This is a genomic window from Pedobacter superstes (assembly GCF_037622515.1).
Taxonomy (GTDB): Bacteria; Bacteroidota; Bacteroidia; order Sphingobacteriales; family Sphingobacteriaceae; genus Paradesertivirga; species Paradesertivirga superstes.
Genome location: NZ_JBBJCN010000003.1, coordinates 159,999 through 183,345, shown reverse-complemented (window position 1 = coordinate 183,345; position 23,347 = coordinate 159,999). Strand labels below are relative to the sequence as shown.

The window sequence follows — 23,347 nt, the reverse complement described above, 5'->3', positions numbered from 1 at the left end:
GATATGGAAAATATTCTCGCACATAAATGGATTAAGGCACCCATAATGCTGTTGGCATTATTGCTGGTTGGCCTGACAGGTTGCAAAAAGGAGCCTATTATTTCTGTTGTAAGTAATCAGGTAAACATTACCGGTTATTTAGACAAAAATCCTGATCAGTTCTCAGAGTTCCGAAAAATTCTGGACCTGACCGGAAATGCCGGATACCTTCAGGCGTATGGTAATTACACTATGTTTTTACCAACTAATGAAGGGGTAAAAAAATTCCTGGAAGATAATGGTAAAACCTCTGTTGACCAGGTGGATTTGCAGGAACTTAAGAATATCGTTCGGTTTCATTTAATTGAAGACACCGTAGCTACCACAGATTTTGGTGACGGTAAGCTGCCTGCGCTTACTATGTTCGGACAATATTTAGTAACAGGTGCAAGTAATGTGGGAGGTTCGACTCAGATTACGATTAACAGACAGGCAAATTTGGAGGAATCTAATATTCGTCTTGGTAATGGTTATGTGCATGTTATTGATTATGTATTAACACCGGCAAAGTTAACGCTTGCTCAATCTATTGAAGCGAATCCTAATTTTTCGATATTTACACAAGCACTTAAAGAAACAGGTCTTTACGATACCTTAAATATATTACCTGTTAATAATACAGACCCTGCACAGAAATTTTTAACTGTATTAGTCGAATCCGACCAGGTTCTTGCGGCTGCGGGTTTCAACTCTTATGCAGCACTAAAGGCAAAGTATAATACAGGAGTAGCGGATATGAAAAGTCATTTGAACGGAATGCATGCGTTTATGGCTTATCATATTCTTTATAACGCAAAGTATCTGGCGGATATCGTGTCAGCTCAGGGGCATATTACGCTGGCAAACCCTGAAGTTATTTCCTCAAAACTGGTTAATCAGCAAGTAGTTATAAATGACATTGATTTTAACGGATCGTACGAGCCTGGTTTTACTCTTAATCGTGATGCCAGCGATGTGTCTGCGTCTAACGGCGTTTTGCATTTAACTGCTCCTTACGCGCCGGCAAGTACTGCTGCCACCACCGGGCATTTTATGATTAAAGTTCGCTCACCGTTTCCTGTGTATTGGGATGTTGCCGACTTTCCTGAAAGCAGGGCTCTCTTATCTGTTTTCCGTAAAAGCGGAACGTTTACCTGGAGGAAATCATCAGCCTCAGCCCCTTCGCCAATTAAAGACTGGTGGTGGCCAAAAACAGGCGATGGGGTTACATACAATAACGATGCTAGCTACGTGTTTAAAGATTATCTTAATCTGTTTTTAGGTAACCAGTCTGGTAATGCCCGTCAGGAATTTATTCAAATGAAGTCTCCGCTTATAGTGCGTGGCCGGTATAATGTTTGGGTATGTTATCGCAGGCAAAATCAATCTGGTAGATGGCCAACAAGTATTGGAACGGAAGCCAGGCTGGTTATTGACGGAGATCCGACCATTAAATCTTTTTACTTTGCAGAACCACCTCCGACCGGATCTACCAATGAGCTTGAGTCTTTGGGCTGGAAGTATTACACTTCCAACGGTAATGCTGCCGCTCCCTTTTTAAAAGCAACATTTACCAGCAATGGTGAAACATCGAATAGTCCCTGGGTGGCGAAAAGCCTTGGGGTTGTAACCATTAAATCTACGGATGTTCATACCGTTGTTATACAGGCTATCCGGGGAACTCAGAGTACGAATAATTTGGATATGATTCAGTTTATCCCTGTTGATTACCAATCGCAGATCTTACCAAGATTTATGCCGGATGGCACAGAAGACTGGACTAATTACCCGGGAACACATTAATTGTTTAATTAACCAAATAAAACTTTCCGGCTGGTAATCCAGCCGGAAAGTTTAAATAAACATAGAAACTAACAAAATGAATTTACAAATACGAACTGTACTGCTGTGTTTGCTTTTTACAGGACTCCTGTTCTCTTCCTGTGATAAAAAATGGGACGAGCACAATGAAATTGGAGATCCGATATTGTCGGAAAATTTGTTAGCCCAGATCAATAAGGATCCTGACTTAAGTAAGTTCAATGAATATCTTATTCAAACAGGATATGATATAGTTCTGGCATCGTCTAAAACTTTCACCGTTTGGGCGCCTACCAATCAGGCTTTGCAGGCCGTGGATCCTGCTCTTCTCGATACTCCCGAAGAATTAAAGTTGTTTGTGGGAAATCACATCGCTAATCAGTCTTTTTTAACGACACAGGCTCTGGAACCTTTTATACGTATTAAAACTTTAAATGGCAAAAACGTTTCGTTTACCGCCTCAAGTGTAGACGGTTCGCCTCTGGTACTTAAAGACCGCTATGTTGGTAATGGTGTAATGCATACCATCAGCACGGCAATTACGCCAAAAGTAAGTGCGTGGCAATATTTGATGTCTACTTCAACTAAACAGAAGCAGGAGCTTCAGTCCTTAAATTTTACTTTCAGAGATCTTGCTCTTGCAGAGCAAATTGGTATTGACCCTCAAACCGGAAGCCCAATTTATAAAGAGGGTACCGGTATTGTTCAGGCTAACAGATATCTTCAATCAGCCGATATCAGCAATGAGGATTCTCTCTTTACGTATGTTATTTTAACTGATGCTGCTTTTGAAGCTGAAAGAGCAAAGCTTTTGCCTTACTATCAATTGGGTACCCAGGATAGTACAGATAGCCTGACTAAGTATAGTGTTATCAAGGACCTTGCATTCAGGGGAGTATTAAATCCTGACAATTTACCTGCTGATGTCTATTCATTCCGTGATAGCGTAAGGTTTCATCTAAATAAAAACGCCATTGTCGAAACACATCAGGTGAGTAATGGAGTAGTTTATGTTATGAGCAGCATCAATTACGATTTAACCGGAAATGGAACCTTTGATAACTACACCAAATTAAAGCCTGTTAAGCTTGAGGGGGAAAATATAAATAACGCTACAGATTTCAGGTCGGTAAAAACGAACTCAAGACCAACCAGGAGAAGCCCGGACGGTAGTATTTATACTCAGCTTTTAGTACAGAACCATACAACAAGCACCTATTGGGCAAGATACCGGCCTTCTGTCGTAAATTCTGTTAAGTATAAAGTGTACTGGCGCATCGTAAGAGATTACAATTTGACAGTAGCGGCTACTGCTACGGATATTGTTCACTTCCCTTTGCGGGTGGCTTTTAACAATCCTCTTGTTGTAACACCCGGTTTTCCTTATCAACCCGAGCCAGGTGTAGTGCGGGCTAAAAATCCGAACGGTACTCCGATGCTTGATGCAGGAGGCAAGCAGGTGTTTCGTCCAAACTATGATGAAGTTTACCTGGGAGAGTATACTCCATCAAAGTATTATGCTTCCAATCTTAAGTCGGGACTTGCAGGAGCTCTTGGAGTATTCCTCGTGGGTAATACTACAACCGCCAATGGAACTAACGACTTGCTACTTGATTACATTAAACTGGTACCGGTACTATAAATTAATAACCTGAATTATGCACATATTTAAAAAATTAGTAAATAAAATAATTCTGCCTGGCTTACTACTGGTAACAGCTGCCCTTAATTTACAGGCCAGACAACAAGATACATTAACAAATGTTCAGGATTCTGTTAACCGGGTTAATGACAGCAGACAAAAAGCTACGGGAACCGTTACAGATGCATCAACCGGCAAGCCTTTAGATGGTATTAGCATAAGTGTATCAGGGTATTCGGCTTCTATTACAAATGAGAAGGGAACCTTTATCGTATCGGTACCTAATTACGATGCCGTTTTAATCCTTTCGGGACTTGGTTTTCAAACTAAGGAAGTTGCATTAAAAGGGCGGACAAGTGTTTCGGTGAGTTTATACGAAGATGCATTTACTTCCGTATATGATGTGGCTCGTTTACCCTTCAGAGATGTACCATTCAGTCGCGTTACCGGAGCTGTAAATTCATTGGATGTTAATGATAACTGGCAACGGTCATCAGAAAATGCCGCCTCTTATATGCAGGGCAGGCTTCCCGGCTTAAATGTTATCCGCCGATCAGGCACCCCTGGTATAGGCGCCAGTTTATTTCTTCGTGGTTATACCTCATTATTTACTACCAATCAGCCACTTATAATGGTGGATGGAATTTTGTATGATAATAATGATTATGGAATTTCATTGATTTCAGGCCATGTAGATAATCCATTAGCAAATATCGACTTAAAGGATATTGACAATATTACGATTATAAAAGATGCCACTGCTTCAACCTATGGCGTTAAGGCAGCTAATGGAGTAATTTTAATTACCACGGCCCGTGCAAGGGAACAGGCTACCCGAATAGATTTTGCAGCTTTTGGAGGGTTCAACGGACGCCCGTCTAGTATCCCTGTAATGGGAGCGGGTAGTTACAGGACCTATTTATCCGATGCTCTGGGAGGCTATCTCGCAGATAACGGGGTGTCGGCTACTCAATCAGAAGCCATTATTCAGGCGCAGCCATATATGAATGATGATGCGACCAACGCCAATTATTTTAGATATCACTATGATACCGACTGGCAGGATAAAGTAATCTCTAATACCTATAACCAAACCTATTACATGAAAGTAACGGGGGGGGATAATATTGCTACATACGGACTGGCAGTTGGTTACCAGAGTAATAAAGGTATTATTCGAAATACCGGCCTTGAACGTTATCAAACACGTTTTAATGCTAACCTTAACCTTACAACTAAGTTAAAAGGAAATGCAAATCTTTCATTCGTGTCAAATGAGCAGGAATTAAAAGATCAGGGCCTGGCTAATAATACAAATCCAATTTATCTTAGTTTAACCAAATCTCCTTTTCTTCCCGCAAGAGAAGTTTCGGAGCTAGGTTTGGAATCGCCCAATTATGCTGATGTAGATATTTTCAATAGAAGTAATCCTGCTGCAGCTGTTGAGACAATGCAGGGAACAAATAAAAACTATCGTTTCCAGGGATCAGTAGGGTTTGATTATGAATTCACTAAACAGCTTCGTCTGCAGGTATTAGGTGGTATAACCTATAGTAAGGTTCGTGAGAATATTTTTATACCTGAAAAAGGGTTTTTGTCTGACACTCTTTCCCAGGGTGTGGCCAGAAACCGCTCAGGATCAAATGTTGAGCGTCTGTATTCTATTTTTACTGATACACGTTTATCATTTGATAAAACCTTTGATAATACCCACACTCTTTCTACAAATGTAGGGTTCAGATTTAATGATAATAAAATGGAAGCTGATTATGGTTTGGGCTATAATTCGGCAACAGATGATTATGTTACTGTTGGACAAGGACAGGCCATTTTAAGACAAATCAGCGGTCAGAATGGAAGCTGGCGCTGGTTAAATATGTATGCTAACGCAGGCTACGATTTGTTTAATAAGTATTTTGTCAATGTCAATCTCGCGGTGGATGGTTCATCCCGTTTCGGAAAAAATGTTTCTGACGGCTTAAAACTAGGATCGAACAGCTTTGCTGTTTTGCCATCTGTTTCTGCGGGCTGGTTAATTTCTTCCGAGAACTTCCTTGCCAATAATAAAGCTATAGAATTATTAAAGTTAAGGGCAAGTTATGGTTTGGTAGGTAATGATGATATTGGAAATTATACCGCTAAACAGTACTACCGTACCCAAAATTTTCTTGGAGCTCAGGGGCTTGTAAGAGGAAATATTCCTAATACCGCATTGAAATGGGAATCGATAGAAAAGTTCAATATTGGTTTGGATGCGTCTTTCTTAAATGAAAGGCTAAATCTTACCGCAGATCTGTTCAATAATACTACTCATGATATGCTTGTACAGGAGCCTGTTAATACAATTACTGGTTTCGACTTCGCCTTTAGTAATAATAGCGGTATGAAATCCAATGGTGTAGAATTGGGTTTAAATGGAAGACTTTTAAACAAATCCATTAAATGGGATATGGGGCTGAATGTTTCAACCTATAAAACAGAGATAACCAAAATCCCGGGCGATCGAATGTTAACTAATTACGCAGGTGGTACTATTCTTACTCAAAAGGGTTTGGAAGGAAATCTGTTTTATGGTTATAAGACCAATGGAGTGTATTCTACAAGTGCCGAAGCAACTGCTGCTAATTTAGCCAGCAGAAGAAATGACGGAACTGTATTAGCCTTTAAAGCTGGTGATGTTCGTTTTGTAGATACCAATGGAGATAATTTTATTGATGAAGACGACAGACAGGTAATTGGAAATCCAAACCCAGATTTTGTAGGGATGTATACCAATACCCTTTCATGGAAACGCTTCTCGTTCGATGCAATGTTTAGCTTCTCTAAGGGTAACGATATTTACAATGCTGTTCGCCGTGATTTGGAATCTATGAACGGTACACAAAATCAATCTCCTATGGTTATGAACCGATGGAGAGCCGAAGGGCAAGTAACCAATGTGCCCCGGGCGACCTTTGGTGATCCTAATGAGAATTCCCGTTTTTCTGATCGCTGGATTGAGGATGGTTCGTACATACGATTAAGGACTATATCTTTATCCTATGACGTTCCATTTAATGCCAAAGCTTTAAAATATGCCAAATTATACCTGATAGGAAATAATGTATTTACCAGTACAAAATACTTAGGTTACGATCCCGAGTTTAGCGCAACCAATAGTGTGTTTACGCAGGGTATTGATACCGGTCTTGAACCTCAGTTCCGTACTGTACAGCTTGGTGTTAGAATTGGATTATAATTTATAGGTTATAAAAAAAGAAAGTATGAAAAGAAATATAAAAGGCTGGTTGTTCAAAAGCGTTTTATTGCTTACGCTTAGCATAAGCACAATCTCCTGTAAGAAACTGTTAGACATTGCACCCGAGGATGCACTGGAATATGATAAAGCTTACCAAAATGTATTCGATGCCGATGCAGTTATTATCGGGCTGTATGGCCAGCTAGCGGGCATCGCCGACCGGTACATGGTTTTAAATGAGTTAAGGGCAGATCTTGAAGATGTTACTGTAAATTCTGATAAATATTTGAGGCAGATTAATACCCATTCCGTTACCGTTGACAATCCCTGGGCTAATCCAAAACCTTTTTACGAGATTATTATCAACTGTAACGATGCTTTGAAAAATTTCGACCGTATGCTTGCAGATAAGCGTCTCACTCAGGAGGAATATGATATTCGTTATTCTGAAGTTGGTGCAATGCGCAGCTGGGTCTATTTGCAGGTAGGTATTCATTACGGGAGCGTACCGTATGTTACCGAGCCTTTAGAAAGTATACAGGATGTACAGGATGAGAGTAAATATCCTCTTATCTCTTTCGACCAATTACTTACTAATATTCTTCAGTTTACTGAGGCTCTTCCCAGGATGAATCCTATTCCCGCAGGAAATTCATTGTTGATAAATCTTGATGGTTATAATACTACCAAGATGTTTATTAATAAAAAACTTCTTTTAGGTGATTTAAATCTTTGGAAAGGAAACTGGACAAAGGCGGCTACTTATTATCATGATGTAATGAATTATGCTGATGTGGAATATCCTGCTATGGATAGTGAACAATGGTATGAGACTTACAAAGTGTCTTCCTTTACTGCATCAAGAGGCGGAAATGCGAATTGGGATCTCGCATTTAATCAGGCTTTTGGCGAAAGGGGGTCATACTATGAAATTCTTAATAATATTCCCTTCGATAAACGGTTCAGTCCCAAAAATCCTTTTATAGAGATGTATGCTTATTTTGGTGGCAAGTATTTAATTCAACCTTCAGCCAATGCTATTCAAAACTGGGATGGACAAACACTAGGTGATGGTACCCCAAGGGATATACACAGGGGTGAGGGGAATAGCTATGTTGGAAGAATTAGTCCGGTAATTGATAAGTTAATTGCCACTTATAACCCTACTACACCTTTTGAGACAGGTGGTAAATGGACCCTTTACAGAGCGGCATTATTACATCTTCGAATGTCTGAGGCAGCGATCCATGATAATCAGGACAGCCTTGCTTATGCTTTGATTAATAATGGCATTTCAAGTACTTTCAGACCCGCTAGTCTTCCTTCCAATGTTACCAATATTATGCAGTCTGACTTCCCGAATTTCAGCTCTCCATATTATTTTGATGGCCGTAATGGAGAAGCTCCGCGTTTTAGAGCTGCATGGTATCGCAACAGCGGAATCCGGGGAAGAGTCAGTTTAGCGCCAGCTAAGGTTGATTCTGTACAGTTTTTTGATTTTTCCTCTCCAGGGAATCCACGTAAAGCTTTTACAAATAAACCCGGATTTATTCGGGCGATGGAAGATATAATTATTAAAGAAGCTGCTTTAGAGCTGGCATTTGAAGGTAATCGCTGGCAGGATTTATTACGTATCGCTAAACGCCGAAGAGCTGAGGATCCGAACTACCTGGCAAATAAAGTAGCGGCTAAATTCGAAGCGAAGGGCGATATGGCTACTGCAAATGAAGTAAGGGTCAAGCTATCTAATGAAGCGAATTGGTATTTGCCTTTTAAATGGCAGTGATATTCTTTCAATTAATTGCTTAAATATAAATGGCCCTCTGTAAGTGGGCCATTTTTGATTTTTATTAATAAGCGGGTTGTCGTTAATTTCTGCAGGACTAACAAATGCAAATGGACCATTGAGATATGTCAATTATTAAAAACAGAAGATTCCTATGAAAGCATTGGCTATATTCTTTTTAGGTAAAATCAGGTTGTTGCATATTGTTCTCGCATTTCTATTGATATTCTCCTTAGGGTGTAAAAAAGAAAAATCCGGTTCAATCTCAACTGAAGAGTCAGAGATTATTAATTTTTCTTTTAACAACGGGAGCTTTACGGCAATTAATAAACAGAAAAGGGAAATTGTAGTTGAAATAGCAGATTATATTCCACGTGATCGACTCACCGCGGTATTTCAATTGTCCAAAGGCGCCACTGCCAGGGTTAATGATATTGAACAAAAAAGCAGCGCTACCCAAAATAATTTTATTAACCCTGTAATCTACACAGTTATAGCGGCAAATGGCTTAAATGCTAACTGGACAGTTAAAGTTACATCCAACCATAAACGAATAGGACTTGGCAATAATTTAGAAGCAGACAACAGGATTACCCGGAATTATGAGTGGTATTTTGGTAAAGAAAATTCAGGAAAGTATTCTCATATAAACGGCGGAGCCGCTTGCCTCGCCATGGCTATGAAATTTAGTCATAGAACTGAATTTGTATCCCTTGATGTACAATCTTTACGGGATAGCGAAAATCCTGAATACTTTTCGATGGGTGTATCCAATGCCAATCCATTTTCAACGAAAAATATCACAAATAGCCTCTCTAAATTTGCTGTCGGCTGGAAACTGGTGTCACTCTCTTCCTCACATGCCGAGATTATTGACTGTATTGATAAGGGCTATCTGGTGATGCTGGAATTAAATATGTCCAGAGTTCGTTATAATCCTACACCTTTAGAACATACACACAGATATTATCTCTTAAATACCCCTTTAAGTACTCAATTTATAGTTGTCAAAGGGTATAAAAAAGTTGATGGAAATTTGTATTTCGAGTGCTATGACCCAAAGGCAAGTAATGATTTGTATTCGGATAACCTGGAAATTAAGGGTCGTAACAGATATTATATCGGGACTGATATTTGGGATGCTGTAATGAGTTACGGAGGCTGGAGATATGCTATAGTAGTTGGAAATAAATATATCCCTATGTCGCAGGTGATGAATGAAGTTGATCCATTAAAAGTCCCTGAGGGATTGGGCGACTGATAGCATTTTCTTCAGTAAAATTCTTGTGATTTATATAGTTCTGTACATGACTTAAAACCCATACGCTTAATATTGTGCCTTATAACCAATTTTTTCATATGCATTTCAGAAAAATTCTAACTATTATATTTTTAATTGCCGCTTCATTAACGGCCTATGCCGACATTAAACTTGCCAGCCCTTTTTCTGACCATATGGTTCTCCAGCGTGATAAACCCGTTCCGGTTTGGGGATGGGCCGCTCCCGGAGAAAAAGTATCTGTAACTTTTATAAAGCAAAATAAATCAGTCACCGCCAATAAGGAAGGTAAGTGGATGCTGTATCTCGATAAACTTTCTGCAGGCGGGCCATTTATAATATCAGTTAAGGGGAATAATTCCATAACTGTATCAGATGTATATGTAGGTGAAGTATGGCTTTGTTCCGGCCAGTCGAATATGGATATGACAGTGGCTAAAGAAGACCGCTCATGGGCAGGTGTATTTAATGAAGCGGAAGAAGTAGCAAACGCGAATTATCCTCTTATCAGAGTATTAGATGCCGACTTTACTCCAAGTATCCCTGTACTGAAGGAAATTAAAACGGTCGGATGGGAAATCGTATCTCCCAAAACAGTTGGCCATATTTCCGCAGCAGCGTATTTCTTTGCCCGTGATATTCAGAAAAAGCTAAACGTACCGATTGGGCTTGTGGTTACTTCTTTTGGTGCAAGCACTGCTGAGGCATGGATAAGTAAGCCTGCGCTTGAGGCCAATCCGAAATATACAAAGCTGCTAAGCAACTTTGATGATAAAATGAAACGATATGGAGATACTTCACTTCGGAATAAATCAGAGCGCGAAGTAGCACAATGGAAGATCGATACGGCCAAGGCCCGCGCGGAAGGGAAAACATTGCCTAAAAAACCTTCCGCTATGCAAAATCCTGAAAGAGATCAGCATAATCCTTGTGTACTGTGGAACGGGATGGTATCTCCCCTGGTTCCTTATGCAATACGAGGAGCGCTTTGGTATCAGGGAGAATCTAATGGTCCCACCGCAGATATTTATAAGGACCTTATGGAAACATTAGTAGCCGACTGGAGAAAGCGATGGGGGCAGGGCAATTTCCCTTTCCTGTACGTTCAGCTTGCCAATCATCAGGCACTGATTACAGAACCGGTAAAAGAGGATCCAATGGTGACTGTTCGCCATGCTCAACTGCAGAATCTTTCCATTCCAAATACGGCTATGGTTGTCGCCATTGATAATGCGGACTCTAACAACCCGGGAAATATCCATCCGAAAAATAAGCAGGAAATAGGCAGAAGACTGTCGCTTGCCGGCTTAGCTCTTGCTTATGGCCAGAAAATTACCTATTCAGGGCCAGTATACGATAAAATGCAGACCGCAGGTAATACCGTTCGACTGCAATTTAAGCATACAGACGGTGGTTTAGAGGCTAAGGGCGGTTTATTAAAGGGCTTTGCAATAGCTGGTGAGGATAAAAAATTTGTTTGGGCCGATGCAAAGATTGAAGGAAATACTATAGTTGTGTCAAGTCCGGACATTGCCAGGCCTGTAGCGGTTCGCTATGCATGGGGTAAAAATCCTTTAATAAGTTTATATAATAAAGCTGGATTGCCAGCCTCACCTTTCCGAACGGATAATTAAAAAACGAACAATAAGTTTATTATTCAGGATAATGCGAGGCAGCGTTATCCTTTTGATCTTTTCGAATAGCTCCTTGAGTATGCACGAAATCTTGCCAGGTTCTTCGCTAAGAAACACCTATAGCATACACTTCATATTTATTGGGCTTTCTAAAGTAACATCTCTGTTTCAGAAATGCCTTTTGTTCCATAATAAATGACAAAGCAGGATGCAGCAGGATAGCAATAATGCAAAAACTCCTTAGCTTAGGGATCCCTAAGTTAAACCATTTTATACCACATAATGAGGGCAAATTTTCTAATGGCTGAAAAGCTTCACTATAGTACATTGTGCTCTTATGGAAACATGCTATCCAGAAAAAAGTTAAATTCTTCTATAAACCTAATATTATTTCATGTTAAAATTCCCTAAAAATCAGGCGCATAAAGTTTTTATAACCTGCGGATTGATATTATCCGCTACTGCACCTTCTTTCGCTCAATACACCACCGGAACAGGTAACGATGTGACTACTCCCCTGCATCTTTTGAAACCGGATTATGTTACTCCTTACGGAGAAACGAAACCAGCGGATATTAAAGTGGTACTTGACAGGGTCTACAACTATCTCAATGCAGGGACTCCTATGCAGCTGGTTGATAAAACTTCTAAAGCAGAGGTGGACTTGAAATCGGCTAACATTAACTCAATTTTCAAACAGGGGGATTATCGTTTAATTAGCTATGAGTGGGGAGTAACCTATACCGGTATGCTGGAAGCCGGAGCTGCCACAGGGGATAAAAAATATACAGATTATACTATAAATCGCATCAATTACATTGCCGATGTGGTTTCCAGGTATAAAGACTTATTGAAAACGGATGTGGGAGCCAATAGCCCTGTTCGTTCGGTTTTACAGCCTCATGCATTAGATGATGCAGGATCTATGGCAGCTGCTATGATTAAAGCACAAAGAACAGGTCAAATCAAATCGGATCTGCGACCGGTTATTGATAATTATCTGAATTATATAATGACAAAAGAGTTTCGTTTAAAAGACGGAACACTTGCCCGAAACAGACCCCAACCCAATACCTTATGGTTGGATGATTTGTATATGAGCTTACCTGCTGTAGCTCAGATGGGTGTTTTAACAGGGGATAAAAAATATTTTGATGAAGCGGTTAAGCAGTATCAGCTGTTCTCAAAAAGAATGTTTAATAACGAAAAAGGACTATACATGCATGGCTGGGTTCAGGATATGAATCCGCATCCGCAGTTTCACTGGGCCCGTGCAAATGGCTGGGCCATCATGACTAAAGTAGAACTTTTAGATGCCCTCCCTGCAAATCATCCGGGTCGCCCTGCCATAGTTGCCATGCTGAAAAAACATGTCGATGGTTTGGCAATGCGTCAGAATGGAACAGGTTTCTGGCACCAGCTGCTTGACCGCAATGATTCATATCTTGAAACTTCCGCCACAGCGATTTATGCATATTGTATTTCCAGGGCTATTAATAAAGGATGGCTGGATGCAAAGGCTTATGGTCCAATGGCGTTGCTTGCCTGGAACGCCGTAAGTACAAAAGTAAATGCAAAAGGTCAGGTTGAGGGTACTTGTGTGGGAACAGGAATGGGCTTCGATCCGGCGTTCTATTATTATCGCCCGATAAATGTATTTGCTGCCCATAGTTATGGTCCGGTACTTTTAGCCGGAGCCGAAATGTACCGTATGCTTCAGCAGCATCCGTTTGAGATCAATGACAGTTCTGTTCAGATGTATAAATAGAATGGTGTATTCACGAAAAATAGTAATCTTAGTCCTTTTTTTAACAACAGCACATACGGTTTTTGCTCAGCAAAAATCGTATGTTTTATGGTATAATACGCCTGCAAAAGAGTGGAACGAAGCCTTGCCTATTGGGAATGGCCGGTTGGGTGCTATGGTTTTCGGAAGGCCTGATGAAGAACTCATACAACTAAATGAACAAACCTTATGGACTGGGGGCCCGGTTGATCCCAATCCTAATCCTAAAGCGGTTGCCTATCTAGCTACGGTAAGGAATTTGCTTTTTCAGGATAGTATCTCAAAAGCCTCAAGGACTTTGCAAAACATGCAGGGCCCGGATACTGAGATGTATCAGCCTTTAGGCGACCTTAAAATAAGCCAGCAGTATACCGGCACACCTACAGATTATTACAGGGACTTGAATATTACCAATGCTACTTCGACAACTCGCTTTACCGTTGATGGGGTGACGTTTACACGGGAGGTGTTTGCATCTGCACCAGACCAGGTGATCGTAATTCGATTAAAGTCAAATAAAGCAAAAACTTTGAATTTTAAAGTTGGCGCCAGTCATCCATTAAAGTTTTCAACCTCCGTAACCGCCCATAATCAACTTGTTTTAAAGGGAAAAGCCCGGATTACGAACGATGCCAGAAGAACACCTAAGCCTTTAATTTATGAGGATGCAGAACATAATGATGGAATGCGCTTTCAGTTTAGAGTACAAGCAGTTTCTCAAGACGGGGAAATATTAGCCCAGGATAGCACTATCAGCGTTTCTGGTGCTACAGAAGCAGTTCTATATTTGTCGGCTGCAACCAGTTTTAATGGTTTTGATAAATATCCGGACCGGCAGGGACTTGATGAAGAAAAAAAGGCAATCAGCTTTCTAAACCCTGCATTAAAGAAAACTTATGCTCAGTTGTTAGATTCGCATATTAAAGATTATCAGTCTTTTTTTAATCGCTTAACAGTTTCATTAACTGATAGAGCTGCGCCGAATCTTCCGATTAACCAACGGTTGGCCAATTATAAGAAGGAATCTACAGACGTTCCTTTAGAAGAATTGTATTTTCAGTTCGGAAGGTATCTCTTGATATCCTCGTCAAGGCCCGGCGGAATGCCTGCAAATCTTCAGGGTATCTGGAATAAGGAAATCAGACCTTCATGGCGAAGTAATTATACTACGAATATTAATGTGGAAATGAATTACTGGCCGGCAGAACAAACTAATCTTTCTGAATTAACACAACCATTAATTGAACACATAAACCGCTGGGCAATCAATGGCAGAGCCACAGCAAAGAACTTTTATAATATGCGTGGTTGGGCGGTTCATCATAATTCGGATATATGGGCTCTGACTAATCCGGTGCAGGGAGATCCAAAATATGCCAGTTGGGCATTAGGCAGCCCTTGGTTATCCCAGCATTTGTATGAGCATTACCGCTTTACTTCAGATAAAAAATTTCTTAGCGCAACTGCTTATCCGCTGATGAAAGGAGCTGCTGAGTTTTGTCTGGATTGGCTTGTTGAAAAAGATGGCAAATTGGTAACTGCGCCCTCAACTTCACCTGAAAATGTGTATGTAATGCCTGATGGCACCAAGGGAAATGTAACCATTGCATCTACCATGGATATGGAAATTATCTGGGACCTTTTCACTAATATCATCGAAGCGAGTGAAATTTTAGGTACAGACAAACAATTTGCTGCCTTGCTTAAGGAAAAGCGAAGCATGCTTAGTCCTCTTAAAGTTGGAGCAAAGGGCAACCTGCAGGAATGGTATGGTGATTGGGAAGATGCCGATCCGCTACATCGTCATGTTTCACATTTATTTGGTTTACATCCTGGCCGCCAAATCTCTCCCCTCATAGATCAAAAATTTGCAAATGCAGCACGTAAAACCCTGGAAGTTCGTGGCGATGAAGGTACAGGCTGGAGCAAGGCATGGAAGATTAATTTCTGGGCCCGCCTTTTAGATGGCAATCATGCTCATAAAGTGTACCAGGAACTTTTAAAGAGCTCGACTTTGAATAATTTGTTTGATACCCATCCTCCATTCCAGATCGACGGAAATTTTGGTGGAACATCAGGAATTGCGGAAATGCTTCTCCAAAGTCATTTAGGTGAAGTTCAATTATTGCCAGCCTTGCCGGCAGCCTGGAAAAACGGACATGTTACAGGAATGGTTGCGCGAGGTGCTTTTGATATTGACATGTTTTGGTCTGATGGCAAGTTGGCGCGTGCATTTGTTACTTCTAAAGCGGGTAACACCATTAAGCTTCGCACAATCCAAAAAATTCAGGTGAAAGGTGTGGAACTAACCACTTCAACAGTAAACTTAAATAACAGTACACAATACCTAACTTCTTTCCCAACTAAGAAGGGAGCGAAATACGAATTATTTATACAACAGTAATTATGAAGAGAGAGTTTTCTCTGTTAGCAGTAACAGCAGTTTTATTTACAGCATGTGCTGTGCAGACAAAAAGCCAGGTGTCAAATTCTTTAAAATTTGACTTCGGAACCGAAAAAGCAGCAAAGGGTTATACCGCAGTAACTCCGGGTACGATTTATTCGGCGGAAAAAGGTTACGGTTTCGATTTAGGAACAGGTCCTGAGTCTGTTGACCGTGGCGGAAATGATTTACTGAAAAGCGACTTTGTAAAAAGCGATAAGCCGTTTTATTTTTCGGTTAAAGTGCCTGAAGGGAATTACAAAGTGACTTTAACCCTGGGAGATTCACAAGGAAAAACAGCAACTACTGTGAAATCAGAATCACGCAGATTAATGCTTGAGAATGCCCAAACCGAAACAGGGAAATTCAGGACAGAAACTTTCATTGTTCATGTCAAGGATCGTAATATAAATGGAACAAGCCAGGTGAGCTTAAAGCCGAGAGAGCTTACCAAGCTCGACTGGGATGATAAACTAACTCTTGAATTCGACCTTCAAACTGCTGTTAATGCCGTTGAAATTGAAAAGGTTGATGACCAGATCACAGTTTTCTTAGCAGGAAACTCTACAGTGGTAAACCAGGACGACGAACCTTGGGCGTCATGGGGGCAAATGATTCCCCGTTTCTTTAAGCCTGGTGTGGCTATTTCCAATCACGCTGAGTCTGGTCTGTCTTTAGGAAGTTTTATCGGCAGCAAGAGGCTCGCGAAAATTCTGAGCATTATGAAACCGGGAGATTACTTATTTGTAGAATTTGGTCATAACGATGAAAAAGAGAAAGGGCCGAATGATGGGCCCTATAAATCGTATAGTGAACGCCTGCGCACTTTTGCAACAGAAGTTAAGAGCAAAGGTGGTCATCTGGTTATAGTTACCCCGACCGCCCGTCGTTCTTTCGGCCAGGATGGAAAAATGAATAATACTCATGGCGATTATCCTGACGCAGCAAAAAAGGTAGCACAGGAAGTGAATGTTCCCTTAATCGATCTTACTTCTTTAACGACCAGGTTATTTGAAACATTAGGCCCCGAAAATTCTAAAAAGGCGTTTGTTATATATCCGGAATTGAATTTAAATGATAATACCCACTTTAATACATATGGTGCTTATGAGATCGCTAAAATTATTGCATCCGCTATTAAGGATAAAAAGTTGGGCATCTCGAAATTTGTAGTAGATATGCCTGCATTTGATCCTGCCAGGCCAGATTCCTTTGAAACGTTCAATTGGCCGGCCAGTCCAAAGGCTAGTATCGTTAAACCTGACGGAAATTAAAGATGAGGAAACTAAAGCTGTTTCTTTCAATAGTTCTGTTAACTGCATCGAATGCGGTATGGGCAGCAACCTACGATGTTAAAGCTTATGGAGCTGCCGGGAACGGTACGACCTTAGATACGGAGGCAATTAATAAAGCTATAGAGGCGGCAGCAATGTTGGGAGGTGGTACTATAAATTTTCCGGCAGGAACTTATTTAAGTTATTCTATCCGGCTTAAAAGTAACATTACTCTTTACCTTGAACAAGGTGCCACCATTCTTGCTGCAAGTCCGCAGGGAGGTATTGGGTACGATGTTCCCGAGCCAAATGAATGGGGAGATAAATATCAGTACCAGGATTTTGGCCATAGTCATTGGCGTAATAGCTTAATCTGGGGCGAGAACTTAGAGAATATTTCAATTCTCGGACCGGGTACTATTTACGGCAAAGGGCTGGTAAGAAATGCTTCTGCGAGAAATCCCGTCGGAAATAAGGCCATCGCTTTGAAGCTATGTAAAAATGTAATACTGAAAGATTTCACAGTCCTTTACGGGGGGCATTTTGCAATCCTTGCAACGGGTGTAGATAATCTAACCATCGACAACCTAAAGATGGATACCAATCGTGACGGTATGGATATTGATTGCTGCCGCAATGTGCGGATTTCAAACTGCAGTATAAATTCGCCATGGGACGATGCTATTTGTCTGAAAAGTTCTTATGCCCTGGGTTTTTCAAGGGCTACAGAAAACGTAACGATTACAAATTGCCAGGTAACCGGTTTTGACAGGGGGACTTTTATTAACGGAACCTATAAACGCGACGAATATAAAATGGTTCCCGACAGAGAAGGGCCTACCGGAAGAATAAAATTTGGTACAGAGTCTAACGGCGGTTTCAGAAATATCACTATTTCTAACTGTGTGTTCGAATTTTGCCGGGGGCTAGCTTTAGAAACCGTAGATGGCGGCTTACTCGAAGATATTGCCATCAGTAATATTACCATGAGAGATATAGTGAATTCTCCGATATTTTTGCGTTTAGGTGGCCGGATGCGTGGCCCTGCCGGAGTGCCTGTTGGGAAATTAAGAAGAGTGACCATTAATAACTTAATGGTTTATAATGCCGATTCGCATTTCTCCTCCCTGATCAGCGGCCTTCCCGGTAACGATATCGAGGATGTGAAGCTGAGTAACATCCGCATATTTTACAGACCTCTGGATTCGGCAGAATCGAAGATTCAAAAAGTAGTTCCTGAACATGAAAAAGCTTACCCTGAACCCGAGAAGTTTGGTGTAATACCTTCTTATGGTTTTTATATCCGCCATGCCAGGAATTTTGAAATCAGCAATGTTGAGGTAAGCTTTTTAGGCAGGGAAATAAGGCCCGCATTTATGCTGATTGATGTTAAGGGAATTCAACTGAATAACGTAAGGGCGCAAAAGGCCGGAACGTCTCCTGTTTTGGTATTAAAAGATGTTTCGGGTTTTGAATCGACAGGAGGGAATATGTTGAAGAATACCAAAATAAATACGGTTAAGGATAAAAGTTTTTAAATGCTTAATAAGCTGATTATAGGGTTACTGATATTTACAGGTTTGACCGGGTATTCTCAAATTATAAAGAGATCTGTACCCAATAAGCTGGTAGTTCTCACATTTGACGATGCGGTTTTAAGTCATTATTCTAACGTTGCGCCGCTCTTAAAAAAGTATGGGTTTGGGGCTACATTTTTTATCGCTGAGTTCTTGCAGCCCGCATTTAGCGATAAAACAAAATATTTGAGCTGGGAACAAATAGGAGAATTGAATAAAATGGGTTTTGAGATCGCTAACCATACACAAAACCATACCCATGTTAACAAAATGGACCGGGCACGTTTTATTAATGAATTAAACTATATTGAGAATAAGGCTAAAGATGTAAAAGTTAAACAAGCATTAACAAGTTTCGCTTATCCGGGTTATGATACACATCCTTCCGCCATTCAGGTGTTAAAAGATAAAGGATACCTTTTTGCCAGAGTAGGAGGATCAAGACCCTATGAACCAGAAAAAGATCATCCTTACCTGATTCCGAGCTATAGTACCTCGGGCGATAACAGCAAGGATATTTATGCAGCATTTAACAGGGCAAAAGAGGGCCGGATTGTGGTGCTTACTATTCACGGCGTTCCTGATGAGGCGCACCCATGGGTAACAACACCTTTAAATTTATTTGAAGAATATCTGAAATACTTACACGATAATAAGTATAAAGTCATCGCCTTACGTGATTTGAAGAAATACATAAATTCAAAAAAGGCCTTTGATCTGATAACCCCCAATTTTACTAACACTAAATGAGATGAAAGTGAAAAATATTGCTGTATTAGCCGGACTGTTTTTATTACCATGCCTCTGCTTAGTCGCTCAGGAACGCTTAGAAACCGGTGCAAAAAAACCTATGCCAAACGAATGGATAGACAAAGATACCGGACATAGAATAGTAAAATTGTCGCGCGTACCCGGAAGTAATGCCAGCTTTTATTTTCATAATAATCCCTTCTTTGGCAATAAAATGCTTTTTTATAATACCAATTCTAATAGTAAACAGGTTTATACAGTTGATCTGAAAACGTTCAAAACAGAACAGGTGACTAATCAAAGTTCACCTATGCGTGGAGAAATTGTTGCCCATAAAGCTCAGGAAGTTGTTTACCAGATCAATGACAGTGTTTTTGCCAGCAGTGCGAAAACAAAGAAGACCCGGCTGCTTTATGTGTTTCCAGCGGATTTTAAGGCAACAATATCTACTCTCAACGCGGATGAAACAGTTTTAGCCGGAAGATATAGCGATGGGAGTACCGAAAAGGAAATTTTAAAACAATATCCGGAAAAGAGTCAGTATTTTAACCGTATTTACGATGCGAATATTCCGAATACTTTATTTACCGTAAACATAAAGACAGGTGAACTTAAGAAGATCCATACAGAAAATACCTGGCTTGGTCACGTTCAGTTTTCTCCGGAAGACAAAAATCTTTTAATGTTCTGTCAGGAAGGACCATGGCATAAAGTGGATCGTATCTGGACAATTAATATTTCAACAGGTGAGGTTGTAAAACGGCACACCCGCACTATGGATATGGAGATCGCTGGCCACGAATTCTTTTCTCCTGATGGTAAAACTATCTGGTTTGATCATCAGATGCCAAGGAGTACCACATTTTATTTAACAGGCGTGGATTTAAAATCGGGGCAGGAGAAAAAATATCAGCTTCAAAGAAATGAGTGGTCTATTCATTTTAATGTTTCGCCAGATCAAAAACTTTTCGCCGGTGATGGCGGAGATGCCGGCCAGGTTGCCAAAGCTCCGGATGGAATGTGGATTTACCTCTTCAGACCTGAAGGCGACAAGTTTAAAGCAGAGCGACTGGTTAACATGAAGGCTCATGGCTATAAATTAGAACCCAATGTGCATTTTTCGCCTGATGGGAAATGGGTAATATTCAGGGCTAATTTTGAAGGCGATAGTCAGGTTTACGCCGTCGAAATAGCCAAAGGCGAAGAGGATCACATTCATTAAGGGAATTCACATGAAAAGCAAATTTATAATAAGCTCACTAACGGTAACGCTGATTGCAAATTCTTTCACCGGCTTTGCACAAACAGCACCCAAATGGCCTGAAATTACTCAGCAGAATAAACCATGGACACGCTGGTGGTGGGAGGGAAGTGCGGTAAATGAAAAGGACCTTAGCTGGATAATGGGGGAATATCAGAAAGCTGGTTTGGGTGGCCTGGAAATTACTCCCATATATGGAGTTAAAGGCTATGAGAAACAATTTATAGATTTTTTATCACCCAAGTGGCTGGGAATGCTGAAGCATACTTTAAGCGAAGGCAAGCGTCTGGATTTAGGCATTGATATGGCTCAGGCATCAGGATGGCCTTTTGGCGGTCCATGGGTTACCGATGATGATGCCAGTAAATATATAGCCTACAAGAATTATTCGCTGAAAACCGGGGAAAGATTAAAGGAGGCGGTTCAATTCATGCAGCCTGCCATGGTTCGAACTGTGGGAGAGCGCATCGATATCTCAAAATTAAAAGAGCCTATAGCCTCAAATCCTGATTTGCAGCTACACGCGTTCGATCAGGTTCGCTTCCCAAAACCGTTGCCTTTGCAAGCTGTAATGGCGTATTCTGATAACGGGCAGGTGATAAATTTAACCAAAAAAGTGGATGCCTCGGGAAATTTGAACTGGACAGCTCCTGCCGGAAACTGGAATATCTATGCGGCTTTTGAGGGATGGCATGGTAAAATGGTGGAGCGCGCGGGTCCGGGTGGTGAGGGTTATGCTATTGACCATTTTTCGAAAGCAGCTACAGACAATTACTTGAAATATTTCGATTCAGCGTTTAAAAAATCAGATATCTCCGGATTAAGGGGATTCTTCAACGACTCCTATGAAGTTGATGATGCCCAGGGTGAAGCAAACTGGACGCCAAGGTTGTTTGAAGAGTTTCAGAAACGAAGAGGCTATGATTTGAGGAACTATCTTCCAGCCTTATTTTCTAAAGACACTGAGGAGAAGAATAGCCGTGTACTGACGGATTACAGGGAAACTATTTCAGATCTACTTCTTGAGAATTATACCAAAACATGGCACGACTGGGCTAAAACCCATGGAAAAATAATTCGCAACCAGGCACATGGCTCACCTGCCAACATTCTTGATCTGTACGCCGCTACTGATATCCCTGAAACAGAAGGTTCTGATATTTTGCGTTTGAAGTTTGCCTCTTCGGCGGCTCACGTTACCGGAAAACTATTAACCTCATCCGAGTCGGCCACATGGGAAAATGAACATTTTCTATCGAAGCTTGGCGACGTAAAAAAGGCGATGGACCTCTTTCTGCTGGGCGGAATTAATCATACATTTTATCACGGAGCAAATTATACACCTCAAAATGAAGCATGGCCAGGCTGGTTATTTTATGCAGCAGTGCATTTTACACCAAATAACACGTTCTGGAAAGATTTTGGAAAGCTGAATAATTATGTAGCGCATGTGCAGTCGTTTATGCAAAAAGGAAAGCCGGATAATGATGTCTTGCTTTATCTGCCTATTTATGATACCTATGCTACTCCCGGAAGAACGCTTCTTCAGCATTTTGACGGAATAGACCATGGTTTTAAAGGTACAAGCCTTGAAGAAAGCGCCCGGCTTTTACAAGCTAAAGGCCACAGTTTTGATTTCATTTCTGATGCGCAGATTTTGAATACCTCTGCGGCTAATGGATCAGTTCAAACCGGGGGAATTAACTACAAAACGATAGTAGTGCCTGCGACTAAATTTATGCCCTTAGCTACATTCCAAAAATTAATATCTCTGGCACAAAACGGGGCCACCATTGTATTTTATAAAAATACCCCGTCCGGTGTTCCTGGTTTGGGAAATCTGGAACAGAAACAGGCGGAATTCAGACAGCTGATGTCCGCTTTAAAGTTTTCATCAGCAAGTGAAATTAAAAAAGCAGTTCTGGGTAGTGGAAGCGTTTTAATTGCCGATGATTTAGACAAAACCCTAACCTCGATGAATATTATTCGCGAGAGCATGGTGGATAATGGTTTGCAACTGATACGCAGGAAACATGAGAAGGGGTCTTATTATTTTATAGTAAACTCTGGCAATAAAGACATAAACGGGTGGATTCCTCTGCAGAATACGGTTTCTTCAATTGCATTATTTAACCCAATGACGGAGAAAACAGGCTATGGAAGTATCCGTAAAGGAAACAACCGAACCGAAGTTTACCTGCAGATAGCCAGAGGCGAAAGTATGATTTTGGAAACTTCTGATTCTTCTGTTAATGTCACCACCCATCCCTATACTGTTGCAGCGGGAGAGGCATATCCTATTGAAGGAAAATGGAAGGTCATGTTCTTGAATGGCGGGCCAGCTTTACCTGCTGCTTTAAATGTTTCTAAACTTGAATCATGGACGAACTTTAGCTCTGAAGGAGTGAAAGATTTTTCAGGAACTGCCAGTTATACAATTACCTTTAAAAAACCTAAAGGATCCGCTAAAACCTGGTTGTTAAATTTAGGAGAAGTGGAAGAAAGCGCCAGGATACTGCTTAATGGAGAATATATTGGAACGGTTCTGGGCCCGGTATATCAGCTGGAAGTGCCCTCTGATAAATTAAGGCGTTTAAATACACTGGTGATTGAGGTGTCCAATTCTATGGCTAACAGAGCCGCGTATCTGGATCGAAACAATATTTTCTGGAAGAAATTTTATAATACCAATATGCCTGCAAGGATGGGGGCAAACCGTGGGGCCGACGGACTTTTCACCGCTGCTAAATGGCAGCCCAGAGTATCGGGTTTGTTAGGTCCGGTGACAATTACTCCTTTGTTGGGCGTTAAGCCATAATTGGAGATTAAATTTGCAAA

Annotated in this window: 13 protein-coding genes; all 13 read left to right on the top strand. The window is 40.9% G+C overall.

What is annotated here, in order from left to right:
- Window positions 1-3 precede the first annotated feature (3 nt).
- The 13 genes from WG906_RS09635 (at window position 4) to WG906_RS09575 (ending at window position 23,327) form a co-directional block, all read left to right on the top strand.
- Window positions 4-1,821, top strand: a complete 1,818-nt coding sequence (locus WG906_RS09635; RefSeq protein ID WP_339992378.1) for a fasciclin domain-containing protein — start codon at window positions 4-6, stop codon at window positions 1,819-1,821.
- 76 nt (window positions 1,822-1,897) lie between these two features.
- A complete protein-coding gene (locus WG906_RS09630) occupies window positions 1,898-3,481 on the top strand; it encodes a fasciclin domain-containing protein (protein ID WP_339992377.1) in 1,584 nt (527 codons plus the stop codon).
- A gap of 16 nt (window positions 3,482-3,497) precedes the next feature.
- Window positions 3,498-6,719, top strand: coding sequence for a SusC/RagA family TonB-linked outer membrane protein (locus WG906_RS09625; RefSeq protein ID WP_339992376.1), 3,222 nt, complete (start codon window positions 3,498-3,500; stop codon window positions 6,717-6,719).
- Between the two features lie 25 nt (window positions 6,720-6,744).
- Entirely contained in the window at window positions 6,745-8,505 is a 1,761-nt protein-coding gene (locus WG906_RS09620) for a RagB/SusD family nutrient uptake outer membrane protein (RefSeq protein ID WP_339992375.1), read from the top strand.
- A 154-nt stretch (window positions 8,506-8,659) separates the two neighbouring features.
- Window positions 8,660-9,766 (top strand): SGBP N-terminal domain-containing protein, encoded by a 1,107-nt coding sequence (locus WG906_RS09615; RefSeq protein WP_339992374.1) that lies wholly within the window; start codon window positions 8,660-8,662, stop codon window positions 9,764-9,766.
- A gap of 98 nt (window positions 9,767-9,864) precedes the next feature.
- Window positions 9,865-11,418, top strand: a complete 1,554-nt coding sequence (locus WG906_RS09610) for a sialate O-acetylesterase (protein ID WP_339992373.1) — start codon at window positions 9,865-9,867, stop codon at window positions 11,416-11,418.
- Window positions 11,419-11,812: 394 nt separating this feature from the next.
- Window positions 11,813-13,186 carry a glycoside hydrolase family 88/105 protein gene (locus tag WG906_RS09605; protein WP_339992372.1) on the top strand — a complete coding sequence of 458 codons (1,374 nt, stop codon included), beginning with the start codon at window positions 11,813-11,815 and terminating at the stop codon, window positions 13,184-13,186.
- A gap of 1 nt (window position 13,187) precedes the next feature.
- Entirely contained in the window at window positions 13,188-15,608 is a 2,421-nt protein-coding gene (locus WG906_RS09600; RefSeq protein ID WP_339992371.1) for a glycoside hydrolase family 95 protein, read from the top strand.
- A gap of 2 nt (window positions 15,609-15,610) precedes the next feature.
- Window positions 15,611-16,921: a rhamnogalacturonan acetylesterase gene (locus WG906_RS09595; protein WP_339992370.1), complete on the top strand. Its 1,311-nt coding sequence runs from the start codon at window positions 15,611-15,613 to the stop codon at window positions 16,919-16,921.
- A gap of 2 nt (window positions 16,922-16,923) precedes the next feature.
- The gene (locus WG906_RS09590) at window positions 16,924-18,459 is read left to right on the top strand and encodes a rhamnogalacturonidase (protein ID WP_339992369.1); all 1,536 of its coding nucleotides are present in this window, start codon (window positions 16,924-16,926) and stop codon (window positions 18,457-18,459) included.
- Window positions 18,460-19,248 carry a polysaccharide deacetylase family protein gene (locus WG906_RS09585; protein WP_339992368.1) on the top strand — a complete coding sequence of 263 codons (789 nt, stop codon included), beginning with the start codon at window positions 18,460-18,462 and terminating at the stop codon, window positions 19,246-19,248.
- Between the two features lies 1 nt (window position 19,249).
- On the top strand, window positions 19,250-20,470 hold the full coding sequence (locus WG906_RS09580) for an oligogalacturonate lyase family protein (protein ID WP_339992367.1): 1,221 nt from the start codon (window positions 19,250-19,252) through the stop codon (window positions 20,468-20,470).
- Window positions 20,471-20,480: 10 nt separating this feature from the next.
- Window positions 20,481-23,327 (top strand): glycosyl hydrolase, encoded by a 2,847-nt coding sequence (locus WG906_RS09575; RefSeq protein WP_339992366.1) that lies wholly within the window; start codon window positions 20,481-20,483, stop codon window positions 23,325-23,327.
- Window positions 23,328-23,347: the final 20 nt, after the last annotated feature.

Bases quoted from the DNA above. Each gene is read 5' to 3' on its own strand.
- WG906_RS09635 (WP_339992378.1), top strand. From the start codon at position 4: ATGGAAAATATTCTCGCACATAAATGGATTAAGGCACCCATAATGCTG.
- WG906_RS09630 (WP_339992377.1), top strand. From the start codon at position 1,898: ATGAATTTACAAATACGAACTGTACTGCTGTGTTTGCTTTTTACAGGA.
- WG906_RS09625 (WP_339992376.1), top strand. From the start codon at position 3,498: ATGCACATATTTAAAAAATTAGTAAATAAAATAATTCTGCCTGGCTTA.
- WG906_RS09620 (WP_339992375.1), top strand. From the start codon at position 6,745: ATGAAAAGAAATATAAAAGGCTGGTTGTTCAAAAGCGTTTTATTGCTT.
- WG906_RS09615 (WP_339992374.1), top strand. From the start codon at position 8,660: ATGAAAGCATTGGCTATATTCTTTTTAGGTAAAATCAGGTTGTTGCAT.
- WG906_RS09610 (WP_339992373.1), top strand. From the start codon at position 9,865: ATGCATTTCAGAAAAATTCTAACTATTATATTTTTAATTGCCGCTTCA.
- WG906_RS09605 (WP_339992372.1), top strand. From the start codon at position 11,813: ATGTTAAAATTCCCTAAAAATCAGGCGCATAAAGTTTTTATAACCTGC.
- WG906_RS09600 (WP_339992371.1), top strand. From the start codon at position 13,188: ATGGTGTATTCACGAAAAATAGTAATCTTAGTCCTTTTTTTAACAACA.
- WG906_RS09595 (WP_339992370.1), top strand. From the start codon at position 15,611: ATGAAGAGAGAGTTTTCTCTGTTAGCAGTAACAGCAGTTTTATTTACA.
- WG906_RS09590 (WP_339992369.1), top strand. From the start codon at position 16,924: ATGAGGAAACTAAAGCTGTTTCTTTCAATAGTTCTGTTAACTGCATCG.
- WG906_RS09585 (WP_339992368.1), top strand. From the start codon at position 18,460: ATGCTTAATAAGCTGATTATAGGGTTACTGATATTTACAGGTTTGACC.
- WG906_RS09580 (WP_339992367.1), top strand. From the start codon at position 19,250: ATGAAAGTGAAAAATATTGCTGTATTAGCCGGACTGTTTTTATTACCA.
- WG906_RS09575 (WP_339992366.1), top strand. From the start codon at position 20,481: ATGAAAAGCAAATTTATAATAAGCTCACTAACGGTAACGCTGATTGCA.